2 protein-coding genes are annotated in these 23,435 nt (G+C 73.3%); both read left to right on the top strand.

Translation table 11 applies throughout. The features are described 5' to 3' along the window. The first annotated feature begins 65 nt into the window (after positions 1 to 65). A complete protein-coding gene (locus OTB19_RS26295) occupies positions 66 to 12,038 on the top strand; it encodes a type I polyketide synthase (protein WP_267800971.1) in 11,973 nt (3,990 codons plus the stop codon). 26 nt (positions 12,039 to 12,064) lie between these two features. Beyond that, entirely contained in the window at positions 12,065 to 23,386 is an 11,322-nt protein-coding gene (locus tag OTB19_RS26290; protein WP_324290544.1) for a type I polyketide synthase, read from the top strand. Positions 23,387 to 23,435 lie beyond the last annotated feature (49 nt).

The raw sequence follows: 23,435 nt of genomic DNA, 5'->3' as shown, positions 1-23,435 counted from the left end.
GCACGCCGAAATGCGCTGCGGAACCAGCAAATTGGCAGTAGTTCAACGGGTCGATGGAGCACACTATGCGCGAGTCTGTTTCGATGCCGGACGAATCCGGGATCAGCACACACGACGTGATCGTGGCGATCGGGTCGGCGCACCGCCCGCCGGGCGCCACCGATGCGTCCCAGGCGTTCGACGCGGAATTCCTCGCGGATTCCCCCGGAACCCCGTTGGACCACGGCTGGACCGACGCTCTGCCGTACGGGCCCGCCGCGGCGGAAGTGTGGTGGCAGGCGCTGGAGGACGCCGGCGTCGTCCTGGCGGCGATGCCGGGCCTGCGGACCGGCGCCTTCCTCGCCGTACTCGAGGGCGCGGAACTCCCGCAGGACGGCGCGGCGACCGCCGCCGTGAGTGCCGTCCTGCGGCCGGCCCCCGGCTCCGTCCCGGCCGTCCACCGCGTCCCGTCCGGCGTACACGCGCTGCGGGCGGCGCACGACAGCCTCCACCGGGGCGAGAGCACCCTGGCCCTGGCCGCCGGCCCGGACGTACGACTGCCAGGCGCTGAGGACACCACGCCGGAGGACACCGCGCCCGGTGGCTACGGAGCCGTCCTGCTCAAGCCCCTCGCGCGGGCCCTGGCCGACGGCGACCGCGTACACGCCGTACTCACCGCCGACGGACGGCTCACCGCCCCCGGGTCCGTCGCCACGGGCACGGGCACCGGCACCGGCACCGGCCGGACCGGTGAGGACGACAACGGCATCGAGCACCCGCTGCCCTGGATCCTCTCCGCAGCCGGACCCGAGGCCCTGCGGGCCCAGGCCCAGCGGCTGCACGACCACCTCACCGCACACCCCGGCCTCGACCCCGCCGCCGTGGGACGGGCCCTCGCCACCACCCGGCACCGCTTCTCGCACCGCGCCGTCCTCCTCGGCGACAGCGGCGCACAGCTCCTCGACGCACTCGTCACCGTGGCGCACGGCGGCTTCGCCGCCGATGTCGTCCGCGGCACCGCCGCCGCCCGCCCGGCCGCCTTCGTCTTCCCCGGCATCGGCGCGCAGTGGCCCGGTATGGCCGCCGAACTCCTCGATTCCTCAGCGCAGTTCCAGGCCGCCGCGCTGGCATGCCAGGACGCCCTCGCGCCGCTCACCGGCTGGCTGCTCACCGATGTGCTGCGTGGCGCCCCCGGCGCCCCGGGCCTAGACACCCCCGACGTCAGCATCCCCGCCACCTTCGGCGTCCAGGTCGCGCTCGCCGAGACCTGGCTGGCCTACGGGGCCAGGCCCGGCGCGTTCGCGGGCCACAGCATCGGCGAGCTGGCCGCCGCCCACCTGTCCGGGGCGCTGACCCTGGAGGACGCCGGCCGGGTCATCACCTCCTGGGGTGATGGCCTGGCCGAACTCGGGGCCCGCGGGGGCGACATGCTCGCGGTGACCCTGCCCGGCCACCGGATGGCCGACCGGCTGCTGCCCAGGGAGGGCAGGCTCGGCCTCGCCGCGTACAACGGCCCCGAGTCCGTCGTCGTCTCCGGCGACACCGACGCCGTACACGAGCTGCGCGCCGAGCTGGAGGCGGAGGGAATCCGCTGCCGCGGTGTGGCCGTCGGCGCCGCCGCCCACTCGGCGCACATCGACGACATCCGCGACCGGATGCTGTCCGAACTCGCCGCCGTCGCCCCGCGCGCCACCCACACCCCCCTCTACTCCTCGGCCACCGGTGGCATCGTCGACGGCCGCACCCTGGACGCCGGCTTCTGGTTCGAGGCCCTGCGCCGCCCCGTACGGTTCGAGCAGACCACGCACGCGCTGCTCGCCGACGGCTACGAGGCCCTCGTCGAGGTCAATCCCCACCCGTCGCTCACCGCCGCGATGCAGGAGACCGCCTCCGCCGCCGGACGCCACGCCGTCACCGTCAGCACCCTCCGCCGCGACCAGGGCGGCCCGCGCCGCCTGCGTACCTCACTCGCCGAGGCCTACGTACAGGGCGTGGACATCGACTGGGCCGCGGCCTTCCCCGGCACCCCCGCCGGCCGGCTGCCGCTGCCGGCCTACCCGTTCCAGCGGCCCGCCGCCGGGGCCGGGGCGGCCACGGACGAACCGGCCCTGCGCCGCCGGCTGTCGGCCCTGCCCGAGGCCGAACGCGTCCGCACCGTCGCCGCACTCGTCCGCTCCATCACCGCCGCCCTGCTCAGCCTGCCCGACCCGGCGGCCGTCGCCGCCGGCCAGGCCTTCCGGGACCTGGGCCTGGACTCCGTCACCGCCATCGAACTGCGCAACCGCCTGAACGAGGCCACCGGCCTCACCCTGCCGCACACCGTCGTCTTCGACCACCCCACCCCGCACTCGCTGACCGGCCGGATTCTCGCCGAAGCCCTCGGCACCCACGACGAGGCCGCCGACGACACCACCACGGCCGCCTGGGACGAACCCGTCGCCATCGTGGCCATGAGCTGCCGCCTGCCCGGCGGGATCGACAGCCCCGAGGCCCTGTGGCAGCTGCTCACCGAAGGCGGGGACGCCGTAGCCGCCCTGCCCGGCGACCGGGGCTGGGACGTCGAGGGCCTCTACGACCCGGAACCCGGCCGCCCCGGCCGGTACTACCAGCGCGAAGCCGGACTGCTGCGCGATGCCGCCGACTTCGACCCGGAGTTCTTCGGGATCTCCCCGCGCGAGGCCCTCGCCATGGATCCGCAGCAGCGGCTGCTCCTGGAGACCGGCTGGGAGGTGCTGGAGCGGGCCGGCATCGACCCCGGCACGCTGCGCGGCACCCGTACCGGCACCTTCATCGGCGCCATGACACAGGACTACGGCCCCCGGCTGTACGAGGCCCCCGAGGACGTCAGCGGCTACCTGCTGACCGGCAACACCGCCAGCGTCGCCTCCGGCCGCCTCGCCTACACCTTCGGGTTCGAGGGCCCCGCCGTCACCGTCGACACCGCCTGCTCGTCCTCGCTGGTCGCCCTGCACCTGGCCGCCCAATCGCTGCGCACCGGCGAGTGCTCGCTGGCCCTGGCGGGCGGCGTCACCGTCCTGCCGTCGGCCGGCTCGTTCATCGAGTTCAGCAAGCAGCGCGCGCTGGCCCCGGACGGGCGCTCCAAGGCGTTCTCCGCCGACGCCGACGGATTCGGCCTCGCCGAAGGCACCGGCATGGTCCTGCTGGAGCGGCTCTCCGACGCCCGCCGCAACGGCCACCAGGTGCTGGCCGTCGTACGCGGCTCCGCCATCAACCAGGACGGTGCGAGCAACGGGCTCACCGCACCCAGTGGCCCCGCCCAGCAGCGGGTGATCCGCCAGGCGCTGGCCAGTGCCGGCCTGTCTCCCGCTGATGTGGACGTGGTGGAGGCGCACGGTACGGGCACGAAGCTGGGTGACCCGATCGAGGCGCAGGCGCTGCTCGCGACGTACGGCCAGGACCGGCCCGCCGACCGCCCGCTGTGGCTGGGCTCGCTGAAGTCGAACATCGGCCACACGCAGGCCGCCGCGGGCATCGCGGGAGTACTGAAGATGGTGCTGGCCCTCCAGCACGGCGTGCTCCCCAAGACCCTGCACGCCGATACGCCGTCCCCGCACATCGACTGGGCCGGCGGGCGGGTACGGCTGCTCAGCGACGCCGCCGACTGGCCCACGGCCGACCGCCCCCGCCGCTCCGGTGTCTCCTCGTTCGGGATCAGCGGCACCAACGCGCACGCCATCATCGAACAGGCCCCCGCCGGGGCTGAGGCCCCCGCCGGGGCTGAGGCCCCCGCTGACGCACCGGCCGTGCCATGGCTGCTGTCGGCCCACACCCCCGAGGCGCTCACCGCCCAGGCCCGCGCCCTCCTCGCGCACACCGAGACCCACCCCGGCACCCGCCCCGCCGACATCGGTCACTCCCTCGCCACCACCCGTGCGGCCTTCGAGCACCGCGCCGTCGTCGTCGGCACCACCGAAGCGGAACTGACCGAAGGCCTGCGCGCCCTGGCGAACGGCGGCTCGACGCCCCGCACCGCCCAGGGCGCCGCCGCCGACGGCCGCCGCGTGGCGTTCGTCTTCCCCGGCCAGGGCTCCCAGTGGACCGGTATGGCCGTCGAACTCCTCGACAGTTCCGCGGTCTTCCGCGAGCGGCTGCGCGCCTGCGCCGAGGCCCTCGCCCCGTACGTGGACTGGTCCCTGGAAGACGTACTGCGCGGCGCACCCGGCGCACCCGCCCTCGACAGCGCCGACGACGTCGTCCAGCCCGCACTGTGGGCCGTCATGGTCTCGCTCGCCGAACTGTGGCGCTCCTTCGGCGTCCAGCCCTCGGCCGTCATCGGCCACTCCCAGGGCGAGATCGCCGCCGCGGCCGTGTCCGGCGCCCTCAGCCTCGACGACGCGGCCCGCGTCGTCGCCCTGCGCAGCCGCCTGCTCGGCAGGCTCGCGGGACTCGGCGGCATGGTGTCCGTGCCCGAGCCCCTCGCCGACGTCACCCGGCGCCTTGAGAAGTGGGCCGACCGGCTCGGCATCGCCGCGATCAACGGACCCCGCTCCATCGTCGTCTCCGGCGACGCGGACGCCCTGGACGAACTCCTCGCCGCCTGCACCGCCGATGGAGTCCGGGCCAAGCGGGTCCCCGTCGACTACGCCTCGCACTCCGCCCACGTCGAAATCGTCGAGAACGAACTCGCCGAGGCACTCGCCGGCATCACCCCGCAGGTCCCGCAGGTGCCGTTCTATTCCACCGTCACCGGCGAGATCACCGACTCCGCCGAACTCGACGCCGCCTACTGGTACACCAACCTGCGCACCACCGTGCGGTTCGAGCCCGCCACCCGTCGGCTGATGGAAGACGGCCACCAGGTCTTCATCGAGTGCAGCCCGCACCCGGTGCTCGCCATCGGCCTCCAGGAGACCGCCGAGGCGGCCGGTGCCACCGCTGACGTCGTGCCCTCACTGCGCCGCGGCGACGGCGGCTCCGCCCGCTTCCTCACCTCGCTCGGCGACGCGTACGTCCGCGGCGTCCCCGCCGACTGGCCGGCCGTGTTCTCCGGGCTGCGCCCGCGCGCCGTCGCCCTGCCCACCTACCCCTTCCAGCGCCGCCGGTTCTGGCTCGACGCCGCCGCGCCCGCCGCGCTCGCCACCGGCACCACCGGTGCCTACAGCGGCGAAGAGGCCCGCTTCTGGGCCGCCGTCGAGAACGCCGACGTACAGGCCCTGACCAGTTCGCTGGACCTGGCTCCCGACGCCTCCCTCGACAGCATGGTCACCAGGCTCGCCCACTGGCGGCGCCAGTCCACCGAGACCGCGCTCATCGACAACTGGCGCTACCGAGTGACCTGGACGCCCACTGCCACCCAGGCCCAGCGCGGCAGCCGGTCCCCGCTGACCGGTACCTGGCTGCTGGTCACCGCCACCGCTGCCGCCCACCGCGACAGCGCCGCAGCCGTCGCGGTCCACGACGCGCTCACCACGCGCGGCGCCCGGGTCGAGTGGATCACCCTCGACCCGGCCACCGACAGTGACCGGCAGACCGTGGCCCGGCTCCTGACCGACCGACTGGGCCAGGCCGAACTGGAGACCGACGCGGTCACCGGCGTGCTCTCGCTGCTCACCGAGCACTCCGAGCACACTGAGCACACTGAGAACGCCGACAGCCTGCCCGGGCACCGGGTCCTGGCCGCGCTCCCCGCCACGCTCGCTCTCGTACAGGCCCTCGGCGACACCGGCATCGGCGCACCGCTGTGGTGTGCCACCTCCGGCGCCGTCGCGACCGGACCCGCCGACCCGCCGCGCCACCCCGAGCAGGCCCAGCTGTGGGGCCTCGGCCGGGTGGTCGGCGCCGAGTACCCGCACCGTTGGGGCGGCCTCGTAGACCTGCCCGAAACCCTGGACGAGCGCGCCCTCGACCTCCTCACCGCGATCCTCGCCGGCTCCGACGGCGAGGACGAGGTCGCCGTGCGCGCCACCGGCACCCTCGCCAGGCGCCTCGTACGGGCGGACACGAACACGACCGCTCCCACCCCCGAGTACGCCCTCGCACGCCCGCACGGCACCGTCCTGATCACCGGCGGCACCGGCACCCTCGGTGCCCACGTGGCCCGCTGGCTCGCCCGGTCCGGGGCAGGACACCTCGTCCTCACCAGCCGCAGCGGCCTCGCTGCCCCGGGCGCCGCCGAACTCCGCGACGAACTCACCGCCCTCGGCAGCCGCGCCACCATCGTCGCCTGTGACGTCGCCGACCGCGACGACCTGAGCCGGCTCCTGGCCTCGCTGCCCGCCGAGCACCCCCTCACCGGCGTCATCCACGCCGCGGGCGTCCTTGACGACGGCGTCCTCGACGGCATGACCACCGAGCGCCTCGAACACGTACTGCGCCCCAAGGTCGACGCCGCACTCAATCTGCACGCCCTCACCGCCGGGCACGACCTGGACTTCTTCGTACTGTTCTCCTCCATCGCCGGTGTCGTCGGCAACGGCGGCCAGGGCGGCTACGCCGCGGGCAACGCCTTCCTGGACGCCCTCGCCCACCAGCGCCGAGCCCAGGGACTCCCCGCCACCGCCATCGCCTGGGGCTCCTGGGGCAGCGGTCGCATGATGGGCGACCTCGCCGAACAGCACCTCACCCGGCGCGGCATCCTCCCCATGCCCGCCGACCTCGGCATCGCGGCACTGCGCCGGGCCATGGAACACAACGACACGGCCGTCGTACTCGCCGACATCGACTGGGACCGCTTCGTCCCCGCGTTCGCGATCAGCGGCGACTACCCGCTGCTGCGCCGGCTCCCCGAGGCACAGCGCGTCCTCGACGCCGCCGCCACACCCGCCGCGACCGCCGCCGGCGGCCCCGCGCTCGCCCAGCGGCTGGCCGGACTGTCCGAGACCGAACAGCTCCGGGCCGTCGTCGAGCTCGTCCGCACCCAGGCCGCCACCGTGCTCGGGCACGCCGGCGCCGACGCCATCCAGCCCCAACGAGCCTTCCGTGACACCGGATTCGACTCCCTGACCGCCATCGAGCTGCGCAACCGCCTGGCCGGCGCCACCGGGATGCGCCTGCCCACCACCGTCGTCTTCGACTACCCCAACCCGACGGAACTCGCCGGCTACCTCCACGCCGAGATCTCCGGCCACCGGCAAGCTGCCCACCCCGCCGCGCCCATCGTCCGGCCCGCCGACGACGAGCCCATCGCCATCGTCGCGATGAGCTGCCGCTTCCCGGGCGGAGTGACCTCCCCCGAAGACCTGTGGCAGCTCCTCACGGAGGGCAGGGACGCACTCTCCGGCTTCCCCGAGAACCGAGGCTGGGAACTCGACACCCTCTACCACCCCGACCCGGAACACCCCGGCACCACCTACTCGCGCGAAGGCGGCTTCCTCTACGACGCCGGAGACTTCGACGCCGGATTCTTCGGGATCTCCCCGCGCGAGGCCCTCGCCATGGACCCGCAGCAGCGCCTGCTGCTCGAAGTCACCTGGGAAGCCTTCGAACGCGCCGGCATCGACCCCGCCACCCTCAAGGGAACCCAGTCCGGAGTCTTCATCGGCTCCAACGGACAGGACTACGCCTCAGGCCTGCGCCAGGCCCCCGAAGGCGTCGAGGGCTACCTGCTCACCGGCCGGGCCGCCAGTGTCGTATCCGGCCGCCTCGCCTACACCTTCGGTCTGGAAGGTCCGGCGCTGACGGTCGACACGGCATGCTCGTCGTCCCTCGTCGCCCTCCATCTGGCCGTCCAGTCGCTGCGCCAGGGCGAGTGCGAACTGGCGCTCGCGGGCGGTGTCACCATCATGTCCACCCCCGGGATCTTCATCGAGTTCAGCCGGCAGCGCGGGCTGGCCGCCGACGGCCGGTGCAAGGCGTTCGCCGAATCCGCAGACGGTACGGGCTGGGGCGAAGGCACTGGAATGCTGCTCCTGGAGCGGCTCTCCGACGCCCGCCGCAACGGCCATCAGGTGCTGGCGGTCGTACGGGGCTCGGCGATCAACCAGGACGGTGCGTCGAACGGCCTGACGGCCCCGAACGGTCCGGCGCAGCAGCGGGTCATCCGCCAGGCACTGGCCAACGCGGGCCTGGCGGCCACCGACATCGACGGGGTCGAGGCGCACGGCACCGGTACCAAGCTGGGTGACCCGATCGAGGCGCAGGCGCTGCTCGCGACGTACGGGCAGGACCGGCCCGCCGACCAGCCGCTGTGGCTCGGCTCGCTGAAGTCCAACATCGGCCACACACAGGCCGCCGCCGGTGTCGCAGGCGTGATGAAGATGGTGCTGGCCCTCCAGCACGGAGAACTCCCCAAGACCCTGCACGTGGACGCGCCGACCCCGCACGTCGACTGGACGACGGGCCAGGTTGAACTCCTGGCGCAGCCCGTGGCGTGGCCCGGCGACCGTGAGCACACCCGCCGGGGCGGCATCTCGGCATTCGGCGTGAGCGGCACCAACGCCCACGTCATCGTCGAGCAAGCCCCCGAGCCGGAGCCGGAGCCGGAGCACGCGCCGACTGCCGATGCCGACGCCCCGGATGAGCGGATGGCGGCCGTCCCCTGGCTGCTTTCCGCGAAGAACGCCACCGCACTGGGCGCACAGGCCCGCCGGCTGCACTCGTACCTGGCCGACCACGCGGAAGCCGACCCGGCCGACATCGGCCTGTCCCTCGCCACCGGCAGGGCCGCCCTCCAGCGACGCGCCGCCATCGTCGGCACCGACCGCGACGAACTGCTCCGCGGCCTGGCGGCCCTCGCCGACCAGGATCCCGCGGGTGCGGCGTCCCACGTGATCACGGGCGGCACCGACTCCGGTGGCGGGAACGACGGCAACCGGACCGGGTTCTTGTTTTCGGGGCAGGGGAGTCAGCGGTTGGGGATGGGGCGTGAGTTGTATGCGTCGTTCCCGGTGTTCGCGGATGCGTTTGATGCGGTGTGTGCTCATGTGGACGGGCATCTGGAGCGTCCGTTGCGGGATGTGGTGTTCGGTGATGACGCGGAGTTGTTGAACCGGACCGGGTACGCGCAGCCGGCGTTGTTCGCCGTTGAGGTGGCGTTGTTCCGGCTGGTGGAGTCCTGGGGGGTCCGGCCGGACTTCCTGGCGGGTCATTCGGTGGGTGAGTTCGCGGCGGCTCATGTGGCGGGTGTGCTCTCGCTGGAAGACGCTGCACGGTTGGTGGCTGCTCGTGGCCGGCTGATGCAGGCGCTCCCGGATGGGGGTGTCATGGTCGCGGTGCAGGCCTCGGAGGACGAGGTACGTGTGCTGCTGGCCGGACTTGAGGACCGAGCCGGTATTGCCGCGATCAACGGCCCCTCCTCCGTGGTGGTTTCGGGTTCCGAGGACGCTGTAGCCGTGGTTGTCGAGCGGTTGTCGGCTGACGGCCGTAAGACGAAGGCACTGTCCGTCTCGCACGCTTTCCACTCGCCGCTGATGGACCCGATGCTGGCCGACTTCCGGAAGGTCGTCGAGAGCGTTTCCTTTGGAACACCGGCGATGTCGATCGTCTCCACCCTCACCGGGCGTCCGGTGTCGGCGGAGGAGTTCTGCTCCGCCGAGTACTGGGTGCGTCATGTCCGCGAGGCAGTCCGGTTCGCCGACGCCATCAACTCCCTTACCGGCGAAGGCGTGAGTACCTTCCTGGAGATCGGTCCGGGCGGTGTTCTGGCCGCCATGGCGCAGGAGTCCCTGGACGAGCGGGCGGTTACGGTTCCTCTCCTGCGTGCGGACCGTGCCGAGGAATTGGCCGTCACCACCGCCCTCGCCCAGCTCCACGTCCACGGAACGGCGCTCGACTGGACGGCCGTCTTCGCCGGACGTGGCGCCCAGCGCGTTGATCTGCCCACCTACGCCTTCCAGCGCGAGCACTACTGGCTCGAAGCGGCCACCACCGTGGCTGCCGGCAGCACCGGGTCCGTCGACGCGGCGGAAGCGGAGTTCTGGGAGACCGTCGAGAGCGGTCGGCCCGAGGCGTTCGCCGAGCGGCTCGGCGTGGAGGCCGGGGCATCGCTGGATTCGCTGTTCAGCGCGCTTTCCACCTGGCGCCAGGAGAGCCGTACCCGTTCTACGCTGGACAGCTGGCGCTACCACGCGGTGTGGCAGCCCATCACCGACACGCCGTCCGGCCCGCTGTCAGGCACCTGGCTGGTCGTGGCGCCGGACGCCGAGGGCGCCGAGCCGTACGCCCGTATGCTGCGCGACCGGGGCGCCGAACCGCTGCGCGTCACCGTCGCCGACCCGGGAGCCGACCGTGAGGCGCTCGCCGCGCTGCTGCGGGACGCGGTGGCCGGGGGAGGCGTACCCGTAGCCGGCGTACTGTCCCTGCTGGCGCTCGACGAACGCACCCACCCGGTCCACACCAGCCTGCCGGCCAGCCTGCCGGCCACCGTCGCGCTCGTACAGGCACTGGGTGCGCTGGAGCTGGACGTGCCGCTGTGGTGCGTCACTCGCGGTGCCGTGTCCGTCAGCGGCTCCCAGCCGGTCACGCGGCCACTTCAGGGCCTCGTCTGGGGCCTTGGGCGGGCGGTCGCGCTGGAGACTCCGCAGCGCTGGGGCGGTCTGGTCGACCTGCCCGAGACTCCGGACGAGCGGGCGCTCGCGCGGCTGGCCGACGTGCTCGGCGGCGCCGACGGCGAGGACCAGCTCGCGGTGCGCGCCTCCGGGGTAATGGTACGCAGGCTGGCACGGAAGTCCCCTGGTACGGGCCTCACCGACGGCGTGTGGAAGCCGCGCGGCACCGTACTGATCACCGGCGGTACGGGCTCGCTCGGCGGGCACGCCGCCCGGTGGCTGGCCCGGGGCGGCGCCGAGCACCTGGTCCTCACCAGCCGGCGGGGCGAGGCAGCCGAAGGCGCGACCGAACTCGCCTCTGAACTCCGGGCGTTGGGTGCGAGGGTGACGGTCGCTGCATGCGATGTCGCCGACCGTGCGGCCCTCGCGGGCCTGCTGGATGCACTCGCCGACGACCGCTCGCCGCTCACCGCCGTCGTGCACGCCGCAGGGCTTCCGCAGTTCGCCGCCGTAGCGGACACGAGCCTGGAGGAACTCGCCGCCGTCGTATCGGCCAAGGTGGCCGGTGCGGTTCACCTGGACGAGCTGCTCGCCGACCGTGAGCTGGACGCGTTCATCCTCTTCTCGTCCGTCTCCGGCGTGTGGGGCAGCGGCAGCCAGGCCGCCTACTCCGCGGGCAACGCCTTCCTCGACGTGCTTGCCCAGCATCGCCGGGCCAGGGGACTCGCCGCGACCGCCGTGGCCTGGGGCCCCTGGGCCGAGGGCGGAATGGCCGCCGACGGCGGAGCGGAGGAGTACCTCCGGCGCAGCGGACTGCCTTCGCTCTCCCCGGCCCTGGCGGTCTCGGCTCTTCAACTCGCCATGGACCGCGACGAGACCGCCGTGGTGGTCGCGGACATCGACTGGCCGAGGTTCGCACCGTCCTTCACGATCGGCCGGCCGAGCGCGCTGCTCGCCGGCCTGCCTGAGGCGCAAGCGGCGCTGGACGGCGGCGGCGACGCCGACGGCCGTGACGCCGGCAACGGCCGGGGCGGCAGCGCCACCGCGGCGGCGGACCTCGTGCGGCAGCTGTCCGGCCGCACGCGGGAGGACCGGCACGACCTTCTGCTGGAGCTGGTGCAGAAAGAGGCCGCGGCTGTACTGGGTTACCCGCGCACCGATGCGATCGAGCCCGACCGCGCATTCAGGGACCTCGGCTTCGACTCGCTCACGGCCGTCGAACTCCGCAACCGGATCGGCACCGCGACCGGGCTGAGGCTCCCGATGACGATGGTCTTCGACCATCCCACCCCGAGCGCGCTCACCGACCAGCTGCTGAGCGAACTGCTCCCGGCAGCCGGTGCCGACGGCCACCCGGACGGCCACCCGTACGGGCAGCCGGACGGGCAGCCGGACGAAGCCCACGTACGGCAAGCCCTCGCCTCGATCCCGCTGGCGCGCCTGCGGGAAGCCGGGCTCATGGACGCCCTGCTGGGCCTGGCACGGCCGTCCGACGGCGGGACGTATCCGGACGGCGGCGGCGACCACGAGAGCGGCCCGGACGCCGGCTCCGCGATCGCGGAGATGGACCTCGAAAACCTCATCGAACTGGCGCTTGGCGACAGCGAAGCCTGATCAACCGCCTGAGTACGGAGCACATGATGACCACATCGAACGAGAAGATCGTTCAGGCACTGCGGGCCTCTCTCCAAGAGACCGAGCGGCTGCGCCGGCAGAACCAGAAAATGACGGCCGACTCCCGTGAGCCCATTGCCATCGTCGCGATGAGCTGCCGCTTCCCGGGCGGGGTGACCTCGCCCGAGGACCTGTGGCGGCTGGTGGCACGGGGCGGCGACGCGATATCCGGCTTCCCGGCCGACCGGGGCTGGGACCTGGACGCGCTGTACGACCCCGACCCCGACCACGCGGGCACCTGCTACGTCCGGCACGGCGGATTCCTCGACGGCGTCGGCGAGTTCGACGCCGGGTTCTTCGGTATCTCGCCGCGCGAGGCCCTGATGATGGACCCGCAGCAGCGGCTGCTCCTGGAGACCGCCTGGGAGGCGTTCGAGCGGGCCGGCATCGACCCGGCGGCCCTGCGCGGCACCCGTACCGGAGTCTTCGCCGGCACCAACGGCCAGGACTACGCGAGACTGTCCACCTCCCCGGAAGACTTCGACGGATATCTGGGCACGGGCAACGCCGCCGCCGTCATCTCCGGACGCCTCGCCTACACCTTCGGCCTTGAGGGGCCCGCGGTGACGGTCGACACGGCGTGCTCGTCGTCGCTCGTGGCCCTGCACCTCGCCGCCCAGGCGCTGCGTAAGGGTGAGTGCTCGTTGGCCCTGGTCAGCGGTGTGACGGTCATGTCCACGCCGGGTGCGTTCATGGAGTTCAGCCGGCAGCGCGGACTGGCGGCCGACGGCCGGTGCAAGCCGTTCTCGGCCGCCGCCGACGGCACCGGCTGGAGCGAAGGCGTCGGCATGCTGCTCGTCGAGCGGCTCTCCGACGCTCGGCGGGGCGGCCACCACGTCCTGGCCGTGGTCCGGGGCAGCGCGGTCAACCAGGACGGCGCGTCCAACGGCCTGACCGCCCCGAGCGGCCCGGCACAGCAGAAGGTGATCCGCCAGGCCCTCGCCAACGCCGACCTCACCGGGGCGGACGTGGACGCCGTCGAGGCGCACGGCACCGGCACCTCGCTCGGCGACCCGATCGAGGCACAGGCCCTGCTCGCGACGTACGGCCAGGACCGGCCGGCCGGCCGGCCGCTGCTGCTCGGCGCGCTGAAGTCGAACATCGGCCACACCCAGGCAGCCGCGGGCGTCGCGGGCGTCATCAAGATGGTCATGGCCATGCACCACGGGGTGCTTCCCGGCACCCTGCACCTGGACGAGCCGTCGCCGCACGTGGACTGGTCGGCGGGCGCCGTCCGGCTGCTGACGGAGTCGGTCGAGTGGCCGCAGAAGGAGGGGCCGCGCCGGGCGGGTGTGTCCTCGTTCGGCGTGAGTGGCACCAACGCCCACGTCGTCCTGGAACAGCCGGCTCCCGAAAGCGCGGCCGAAGCCTCGGCGCCGGCCCCCGAGCTCACCCGGCACTCCGCGACCCCGGTCCTCTGGCCGATCTCGGCCCGGAGCCCCGAAGCACTTCCCGAACAGGCCCGGCGACTCCTCTCGTACGTGCGGGAGCACCCGGAGACCCCGGCGGCCGACATCGGCCACGCGCTGGCGACGACGCGCGCCGGGCTGCCCCACCGCGCCGCCGTCGTGGGGCGCGACCGCGAGGAACTGCTGGCCGGTCTCACTGCCTTCGCCCGCCACGAGTCGACGGGCCATGTCTTCGACGGCGCAGCGCCGCGGAAGAGCAAGGTGGCGTTCCTGTTCTCGGGGCAGGGGAGTCAGCGATTGGGGATGGGCCGCGAGCTGTACGCGTCCTTCCCGGTGTTCGCCGAGGCCTTCGACGAGGTCTGTGCCGAGCTGGACGCGCATCTGGAACACCCTTTGAAGAGTGTGGTGTTCGGTCCTGACGCGGAGTTGTTGAACCAGACTGCCTGGGCGCAGCCGGCGTTGTTCGCCGTTGAGGTGGCGTTGTTCCGGCTGGTCGAGTCGTGGGGTGTGCGGCCGGACGCGGTGGCCGGGCACTCGGTGGGTGAGTTCGCCGCGGTTCACGTGGCGGGTGTGCTGTCCCTTGGTGACGCGGCGAAGCTGGTGGCTGCTCGTGGCCGGTTGATGCAGGCGCTCCCTGGCGGGGGTGTGATGGTGGCGGTGCAGGCCTCGGAAGATGAGGTACGTGCGCTGCTGGCCGGGCACGAGGACCGTGTGGGTATCGCTGCGGTCAACGGGCCCACCTCCGTAGTGGTGTCGGGTGCCGAGGACGCGGTCGCGGCGGTCGTCGAGCGGTTGTCGGCTGACGGCCGCAAGACGAAGGCGCTGTCCGTCTCGCACGCCTTCCACTCGCCCCTCATGGATCCGATGCTCGCCGACTTCCGGAAGGTCGTCGAGGGCGTGGCCTTCGCCGAGCCGGCCATCGCGGTGGTGTCGACGGTGACGGGCCGTCCGGTGACGCCGGGGGAGCTGACCGACGCCGAGTACTGGGTGGGTCAGGTCCGTGCGGCGGTGCGGTTCGCGGATGCGGTGGGGGCGCTGTCGAACGCCGGGGCCTCGGTGTTCGTCGAGGTCGGCCCCGGTGGCGTCCTGACGGCCCTGGCGCAGTCGCTGCTCGATGAGCAGTCCACGGTGGCCGTGCCGCTGCTGCGTGCGGACCGCTCCGAGGACCTCGCCGTAGCCTCCACGCTCGCCCAGCTCCACGTGCACGGTGTCGCGCTCGACTGGACCGCTCTTCTCGGCGACCGCCACGCCCGGCTCCACGACCTGCCCACCTACGCCTTCCAGCGCCGCCGGTACTGGCTGGAGTCGACGGCCTTCTCCGGTCAGCAGGCCGTTGCCGGGGCCGGGGCCGTGGCCGTGGATCCGGCGGAAGCCGGGTTATGGGAGTCCGTGGAGCGCGCGGATCTCGCCGCCTTCGCGGAACGGCTCGACGTGGCGGGCGACGCGCCGCTCAGCTCGGTGCTGCCCGCGCTCTCCATGTGGCGCCGCAAGCTCCGCGAGCAGTCCACGGTGGACAGCCGGCGCTACCGGACCGGGTGGCGGCCCGCGACCGGCTCCGCACCCAACGGCGCTCGGTTGAGCGGCACTTGGCTCGTCGCGGTGCCCGCCGGTCGCATGGTGGACGACCCGTGGACGGCCGCCACGCTGCGGGCACTCCGCGACCACGGGGCAGAAGTGCTTCCCGTCCCGGTCGAGCCCGGCGCGGGCCGGGCGGCACTCGCTGACCAACTGCGGCTCGCCGTGTCCGGCGCCGCCGGCGCCGCCGATGTACCCGGCGACACCACGGACATCGTCGGCGTGCTCTCACTGCTGGCGATCGACGAGCAGCCGCACCCCGTGCACGCCGTGCTGCCGGAGGGGCTCGCAGCAACCCTGGCACTGATCCAGGCCCTCGGCGACGCCGGCGTCGACATGCCGCTGTGGTGCGCGACCCGGGGGGCCGTGTCGACCGGATCCGCCGACCCGCTCCGCAGCGCACACCAGGCTCAGGTCTGGGCACTCGGCCGCACCGCGGCGCTGGAGCACTCCGCACGCTGGGGCGGCCTGATCGACCTTCCGGACGTGCTGGACGCCCGCGTGGCGCGGCGCTTCGCGGCAGCGCTCGCGGGCGGCCATGAGGGCGAGGACCAGTTGGCCGTGCGGGGCGCGGGTGTCTTCGTACGACGGCTGCTGCGCTCGCCGCAGGGCGCGACCGGCGTGACCGGCGCGACCGCCGGGTGGCAGCCGCGCGGCACCGTTCTGATCACCGGTGGCACGGGTGCCCTGGGTGCGCATGTGGCCCGGTGGCTGGCCGGCGCGGGCGCAGCGCACCTCGTGCTGACGAGCCGACGCGGGGCAGCTGCGGAGGGCGCCGACGCATTGCGCGCCGAACTGGAGGAACTCGGCGCGCAGGTCACCATCGAGGCCTGCGACATCGCGGACCGGGACGCGGTGGCGCGGCTGCTCGACGGTCTGCCGCAGGAGCACCCGCTGACCGCCGTCGTGCACGCGGCCGGAGTGGGTACCCCCGGCATGCTGGCCGAGACGACACCGCAGGAGTTCGCCGAGGTCCTCGCGGCCAAGGCGGCGGGCGCCCGGCACCTGGACGACCTGCTGGGCGACCGCCCGCTGGACGCCTTCGTGCTCTTCTCGTCCATCTCCGGGATCTGGGGCGCGGCCGGGCAGGCGGCGTACGCCGTGGCGAACGCCGCCCTCGACGCGCTCGCCGAGCACCGCAGGACGCGCGGACTCACCGGCACGGCCGTGGCCTGGGGGCCATGGGCCGGTGGCGGAATGGTCGAGGACGGCGACGCCGAGGAGCGGCTGCGCAAGCGCGGACTGCCCGCCCTCGCCCCGCCGTCGGCGATCGCGGCGCTGCGCGGAGCCGTCGACCGCGACGAGACGGCGGTGACGGTGGCGGACGTCGTGTGGGAGCGCTTCGCGCCCTCCTTCACGCTGCTCCGGCCGAGCCCGCTGCTGAGCGAGATCCCCGAGGCCGCCGCCGCACTGGCCGCGACCGCGGCGGACTCGGCGCCCGGCGGCGCGGCGGGCCAGGGCGAGCTGCCCGAGTTCGTTCGCCGGACCGTGGCCCTGACCGGGCCTGAGCAGGCCCGCGCCGTCCTCGGACTCGTACGGCGCGAGGCGGCAGCGGTGCTCGGGCACCAGGACACGGAGGCGGTCGCCGCCGACCGTGCCTTCCGCGAACTGGGCTTCGACTCCCTGACCGCCGTCGAGCTGCGGAACCGGCTGAACAAGGCGACCGGTGTCCACCTCCCGGCCACCCTCGTCTTCGACCACCCGTCCCCGGCCGTGCTGGCCGCCCATCTCCTGACCGAGCTGACGGCAGCCGCCACCGGTACGGCTGCCGCGGCCACCGCCCACGCTCCGACGGCCGTAGCCCGCGCGTCCGATGACGACGAGCCCATCGCGATCGTCGCCATGAGCTGCCGCTACCCGGGCGAGGTGCGCACCCCCGAGGACCTCTGGCGCCTGGTGGCCGACGGCCGTGACGCGATCGCCGGCTTCCCCGGCGACCGGGGCTGGGACCTGGACTCCCTCTACAACCCGGACCCGGACCGGCCCGGCACCACCTACGCCAAGGACGGCGGCTTCCTCTACGACGTCGCCGACTTCGACCCGTTGTTCTTCGGGATCTCGCCGCGCGAGGCCCTCGCCATGGACCCGCAGCAGCGGCTGCTCCTCGAGATCGCCTGGGAGGCGTTCGAGCGAGGCGGCCTCGACCCCACCTCGCTGCGCGGCAGCAGCACCGGCGTCTTCATCGGCTCCGGCTATCAGGACTACGCGGCGCGCCTGCTGAGCGTCCCGCAGGACCTGGAGGGCTACATCGGCACCGGCAGCTCCGGCAGCGTCGTCTCCGGCCGTATCGCCTACTCCTTCGGCCTTGAGGGGCCGACGCTGACGGTGGACACGGCGTGTTCGTCGTCGCTGGTCGCCCTGCACCTCGCTGCTCAGGCCCTGCGGCGCGGCGAGTGCGACCTCGCGCTGGCCGGCGGTGTGACGGTGATGTCCAGCCCCAACGCCTTCATCGAGTTCAGCCGGCAGCGGGGGCTGGCGGCCGACGGCCGCTGCAAGTCCTTCGCGGCCGGGGCCGACGGTACGGGCTGGGGCGAGGGTGCCGGCATGCTGCTGGTCGAGCGCTTGTCGGACGCCCGCCGCAACGGCCACCAGGTGCTGGCGGTCGTGCGGGGCTCGGCGGTGAACCAGGACGGCGCGTCCAATGGCCTGACTGCCCCGAACGGTCCTGCCCAGCAGCGGGTGATCCGCCAGGCGCTGGCCAGTGCCGGCCTGTCTCCCGCTGATGTGGACGTGGTGGAGGCGCACGGTACGGGTACGAAGCTGGGTGACCCGATCGAGGCGCAGGCGCTGCTCGCGACGTACGGCCAGGACCGGCCCGCCGACCGGCCGCTGTGGCTGGGCTCGCTGAAGTCGAACATCGGTCATACGCAGGCCGCGGCCGGTGTGGGCGGGATCATCAAGATGGTCGAGGCGATGCGGCACGGCGTCCTGCCCAAGACCCTGCACATGGACGCCCCGACCCCGCACGTCGACTGGTCGGCGGGCTCGGTCGAGCTGCTGACCGAAGCCATCGACTGGACGGCCGACGCCGAGCACACCCGGCGCGCCGGAATCTCCTCCTTCGGCGTGAGCGGAACCAACGCCCACGTCATCATCGAGCAGGCCCCGGCGCAGACCCCGGACGCTTCGGCACTTCCCGAGCCGCCCTGTGCAAGCTCGCCGAGCGCGGTCTCGTGGGTCATGTCCGGCATCAGCGCGGAAGCTCTCCGCGAGCAGGCCGAACGCCTCCTCGCCCACATCGAGAGCCACCCGGAGCTCGAACCAGTGGACGTGGCCCTTTCGTTGGCGACATCGCGCGCTGCCCTGGAGCACCGGGCCGCGGTGTTCGGAACGCAGCGGGAGGAGCTCCTGCCGGCGCTGCGCGCACTGGCGGCGAGTGACACCGCCGGGATGGCGGACTCGGCACTCCGCGGTACTGCTTCCTCGGACCGCAAGGTGGCGTTCCTGTTTTCGGGGCAGGGGAGTCAGCGGTTGGGGATGGGGCGTGAGTTGTATGCGTCGTTCCCGGTGTTCGCGGATGCGTTTGATGCGGTGTGTGCTCATGTGGACGGGCATCTGGAGCGTCCGTTGCGGGATGTGGTGTTCGGTGATGACGCGGAGTTGTTGAACCGGACCGGGTACGCGCAGCCGGCGTTGTTCGCCGTTGAGGTGGCGTTGTTCCGGCTGGTGGAGTCCTGGGGGGTCCGGCCGGACTTCCTGGCGGGTCATTCGGTGGGTGAGTTCGCGGCGGCTCATGTGGCGGGTGTGCTCTCGCTGGAAGACGCTGCACGGTTGGTGGCTGCTCGTGGCCGGCTGATGCAGGCGCTCCCGGATGGGGGTGTCATGGTCGCGGTGCAGGCCTCGGAGGACGAGGTACGTGTGCTGCTGGCCGGACTTGAGGACCGAGCCGGTATTGCCGCGATCAACGGCCCCTCCTCCGTGGTGGTTTCGGGTTCCGAGGACGCTGTAGCCGTGGTTGTCGAGCGGTTGTCGGCTGACGGCCGTAAGACGAAGGCACTGTCCGTCTCGCACGCTTTCCACTCGCCGCTGATGGACCCGATGCTGGCCGACTTCCGGAAGGTCGTCGAGAGCGTTTCCTTTGGAACACCGGCGATGTCGATCGTCTCCACCCTCACCGGGCGTCCGGTGTCGGCGGAGGAGTTCTGCTCCGCCGAGTACTGGGTGCGTCATGTCCGCGAGGCAGTCCGGTTCGCCGACGCCATCAACTCCCTTACCGGCGAAGGCGTGAGTACCTTCCTGGAGATCGGTCCGGGCGGTGTTCTGGCCGCCATGGCGCAGGAGTCCCTGGACGAGCGGGCGGTTACGGTTCCTCTCCTGCGTGCGGACCGTGCCGAGGAATTGGCCGTCACCACCGCCCTCGCCCAGCTCCACGTCCACGGAACGGCGCTCGACTGGACGGCCGTCTTCGCCGGACGTGGCGCCCAGCGCGTTGATCTGCCCACCTACGCCTTCCAGCGCGAGCGCTACTGGCTCGATACCGGGCCCGCGATCGGGGATCTCGCGAGCGCCGGACTGCGCTCGGCGGACCATTCGCTGCTGGGCGCTGCCGTCGCGCTCGCCGACGGCGAGGGCGTGGTGTTCACCGGACGGCTGTCCCTGACGGCGCAGCCCTGGCTGGCGGAGCACCGGGTCATGGGAGCGGTGCTGCTGCCCGGTACGGCGCTGGTGGACCTCGCGATCCGGGCCGCTGACGAGACCGGCTGTGACCGGGTCGACGAACTCACCCTCCAGGCTCCGCTCGTACTGCCCGCTCAGGGCGCCGTCCAACTCCAAGTCGCCGTGGCCGGCCCTGACGACAACGGGCACCGGACCGTACGGGTTCATTCCCGGCCGGACGGCGCGGGCCCCGACGAGCCCTGGTCGACCCACGCCATCGGAGTACTCGCCACGACGGCTTCGGCGCGGACGGACTCGCTCGCGCAGCCCAGCCCGGCGGCGGACCTGTCGCAGTGGCCGCCCGCCGCCGCCCAGGCGGTCCCGGCCGAGGGCTACTACGAGCGGCTGACGGAGCTCGGCTTCGGCTACGGGCCGGTCTTCCAGGGATTGCGCGCGCTGTGGCGGCGCGGCGGGGAGGTTTTCGCGGAGGTCGCCCTGCCGGAGGACACCGCCGTCGACGGATTCGGCGTCCACCCGGCGCTGCTCGACTCCGCTCTGCACGCGGTCGGTCTGGGCGGCCTGCTGCCGGACACCGGGCAGGGGCGCATCCCGTTCGCCTGGAGCGGTGTACGGCTGGACGCGACCGGGGCCACGAGCCTGCGGGTCCGGCTGACCTCGCCCGCCCCGGACACGGTGTCGCTGCTCGTCGCCGACGGAACGGGCCGGCCGGTCGCCTCGGTCGAGTCCCTCGTGCTGCGGGCGGTGACGGCCTATCAACTGGCCTCCGCCCAGCAGGTCGAGCACCAGGACGCGCTGTACCGGATGGACTGGCCGGTCCTCCAGCTGGGGGACATCGACGCCTCCGCCGCCGGCACCCTCGCCAGGGTCGAGGACCACACGGGCCTCCTCGCGCTCCTGACCGCCCTCGGCGACGGAGACACGCTCCCGGAAGCCGTTCTCGTCCCGGCACCGCGCGCCACCGCAGGTGGCGCGGCGGAGGACGTCCACGCGGTGACCCGACAGGGCCTGGAACTCCTGCGGACCTGGCTCGGCGACGACCGGACCTCGGGCTCGCGGCTGGTGCTGCTCACTCAAGGGGCTGTCGCCCCCGAGCCCGGTGCCACGGTCTCCGACCCGGCGCAGAGCGCGCTGTGGGGCCTTGTACGGTCCGCGCAGTCGGAGAACCCCGAACGCCTGGTCCTCGTAGACCTCGTAGACCTCGACGACCTGGCCGCCCACGACCACACCGAGCGGACCCTGCCCGCCGCGCTGGCCACCGGTGAACCGCAGCTCGCCCTGCGCGGCGGCACCGCGTACGTGCCCAGGCTCGCCCGCCGGACGGCCGCTGACGCGCTGCGGCCCGCCCCCGGTGCCACCGGCTGGCGGCTGGCCACCGGCGCCACCGGGACTCTCGACGATCTCGCGCTGACGGAGAACTCCGCAGCCACCGCCCCGCTCGGCGAGGGCCAGGTACGGATCGCCGTTCGCGCAGCAGGCGTCAACTTCCGGGACGCCCTCATCGCGCTCGGCATGTACCCCGGGGCGGCGACGCTGGGCAGCGAGGCCGCCGGCGTAGTGGTCGAGACCGGGCCTGGGATCACCGCACTGGCGGTGGGGGACCGGGTGTTCGGCATGATCCCCGAGGCGTTCGGCCCGCTCGCCGTCGCCGACCACCGGATGGTGGCGCGGATGCCGGAGAGCTGGACGTTCACCGAGGCCGCCTCGGTGCCGATCGTCTTCTTGACCGCCTACTACGCCCTGGTCGACCTGGCGGGCCTGCGGGCCGGGCAGTCGCTGCTGGTGCACTCGGCGGCGGGCGGCGTAGGCATGGCCGCGACCCAGCTGGCGCGGCACCTCGGCGCCGAGGTCTACGGCACCGCCGGACCCGGCAAGTGGGCGGCCCTGCAGGCCGCCGGTCTGGACGCCGATCACCTCGCCTCGTCGCGCGAACTCGGCTTCGAGCAGCGGTTCCTGGCCGCCACCGACGGCCGGGGCGTGGACCTCGTACTCAACTCCCTCGCCGGCGACTACGTGGACGCCTCACTGCGTACGCTGGCCGACGGAGGCCGTTTCCTGGAGATGGGCAAGACGGACGTCCGCGACCCCGAGCGGGTCGCCGAGGAGCACCGGGGCGCCGCGTACACCGCCTTCGACACCATCGAGGCGGGGCCCGACCGCATCGGCGCCATGCTCCGCGAGCTGGTGGCGCTGTTCGAGGCCGGGGCACTCGAGCCGCTGCCCGTCACCTGCTGGGACGTACGCCAGGCACCCGAGGCGCTGCGTTACCTCAGCCAGGCCCGGCACATCGGCAAGCTGGTCCTCACCGTTCCCGCCGCGCTCGACCCCTCGGGCACCGTGCTTGTCACGGGCGCGACCGGGGCACTCGGCGCGCTGGTCGCCCGTCACCTGGTGGTCGAACACGGGGTCCGGCACCTGCTGCTCACGAGCAGGCGTGGCATGGCCGCCGAAGGGGCGGCCGGGCTGCGGGAGGACCTGCTCGCGCTTGGCGCCGATACCGTCACGGTGGCGGCCTGCGACGCGGCCGACCGGGAGGCGCTCGCCGCACTGCTGGCCACCGTTCCCGAGGACCGGTCGCTGACCGCCGTGATCCACGCGGCCGGTGTCCTCGACGACGGCCTGGTCGCCTCGCTCACCCCGGAGCGGCTGGCCGCGGTGCTGCGCCCCAAGGTGGACGCCGCGCTCCACCTCCACGAGCTGACCCGGGGCCTGGACCTGTCGGCGTTCGTGCTGTTCTCGTCCGTCGCCGCGACGCTGGGCAGCGCCGGACAGGGCAACTACGCCGCTGCCAACGCGTTCCTCGACGCGCTCGCCCAGCGCCGCAGGGCGGCCGGCCTGCCCGCGACCGCCATGGCCTGGGGCCCCTGGGCCGACAGTGGCATGGCCTCGGGCATGGACGAGTCGGGACGAGAGCGGATGGCCCGCTCCGGACTGGTCTCCTTCCGTGCCGTGGAGGGCCTCGCACTCTTCGACGCGGCCCGGAACGGCGAGTACGCCGTCGCCGTACCGGTGCGCTTCGACACCTCGGCTCCGGCTGCCGGTCCGGACGCCGGCCAGGCGGTCCCGGCGATTCTGCGCGGCCTGGTCCGGCCGGCCGCCCGGCGCACCGCTCGGGAAGCCGTGGCCGTCGGCGGCGCCGACGCACTGCGCGACCGGCTGAACGGCCTGTCCGAGCCCGAACGGGACAGCGTCCTGCTGGACCTGGTGCGTACCCAGGTGGCGGCGGTGCTCGGCATCGGCGGCCCGCGGGACATCGACCGGAACCGGGAGTTCAAGCTGCTCGGCTTCGACTCGCTCACCTCGGTGGAGCTGCGCAACAGGCTCAACGCCGCCACCGGCCTCCGGCTGCCGGCCACCCTCGTGTTCGACTGCCCCACACCCGTCGCGCTCGCCGAACGCATCCGTCTCGACCTCGCGCCGGAACAGGCACCGGCTTCGTCGGCCCTGTCCGTCTTCGGTGAACTCGAACGGCTGGAGACGGCCCTCGCCGCCGTCGGCGCGGACGACGAGCTGGTCCGGTCCCGGATCAGGACCCGCCTGCAAGGTGTGCTCGCGGCGTTCAGTGAGGGCGCTGCGGCCGACGGCGGAGCGGGCCGCCAGTCGCCTGACGATGCATCCGACGAGCGGCTCCAGAGCGCGACCGTCGACGACATCTTCGCGCTCATCGACCAGGAGCTGGACGGCTCCTGAGCACCCGGACAAGCACGGTGCACAGCATCGCGGGTCGCACCACCGCACC

The organism is Streptomyces sp. H27-H5 (assembly GCF_026627505.1).
Taxonomy (GTDB): Bacteria; Actinomycetota; Actinomycetes; order Streptomycetales; family Streptomycetaceae; genus Streptomyces.
The sequence above is the reverse complement of the archived record's forward strand: the minus strand, read 5'-3'. Positions and strand labels throughout refer to the sequence as shown.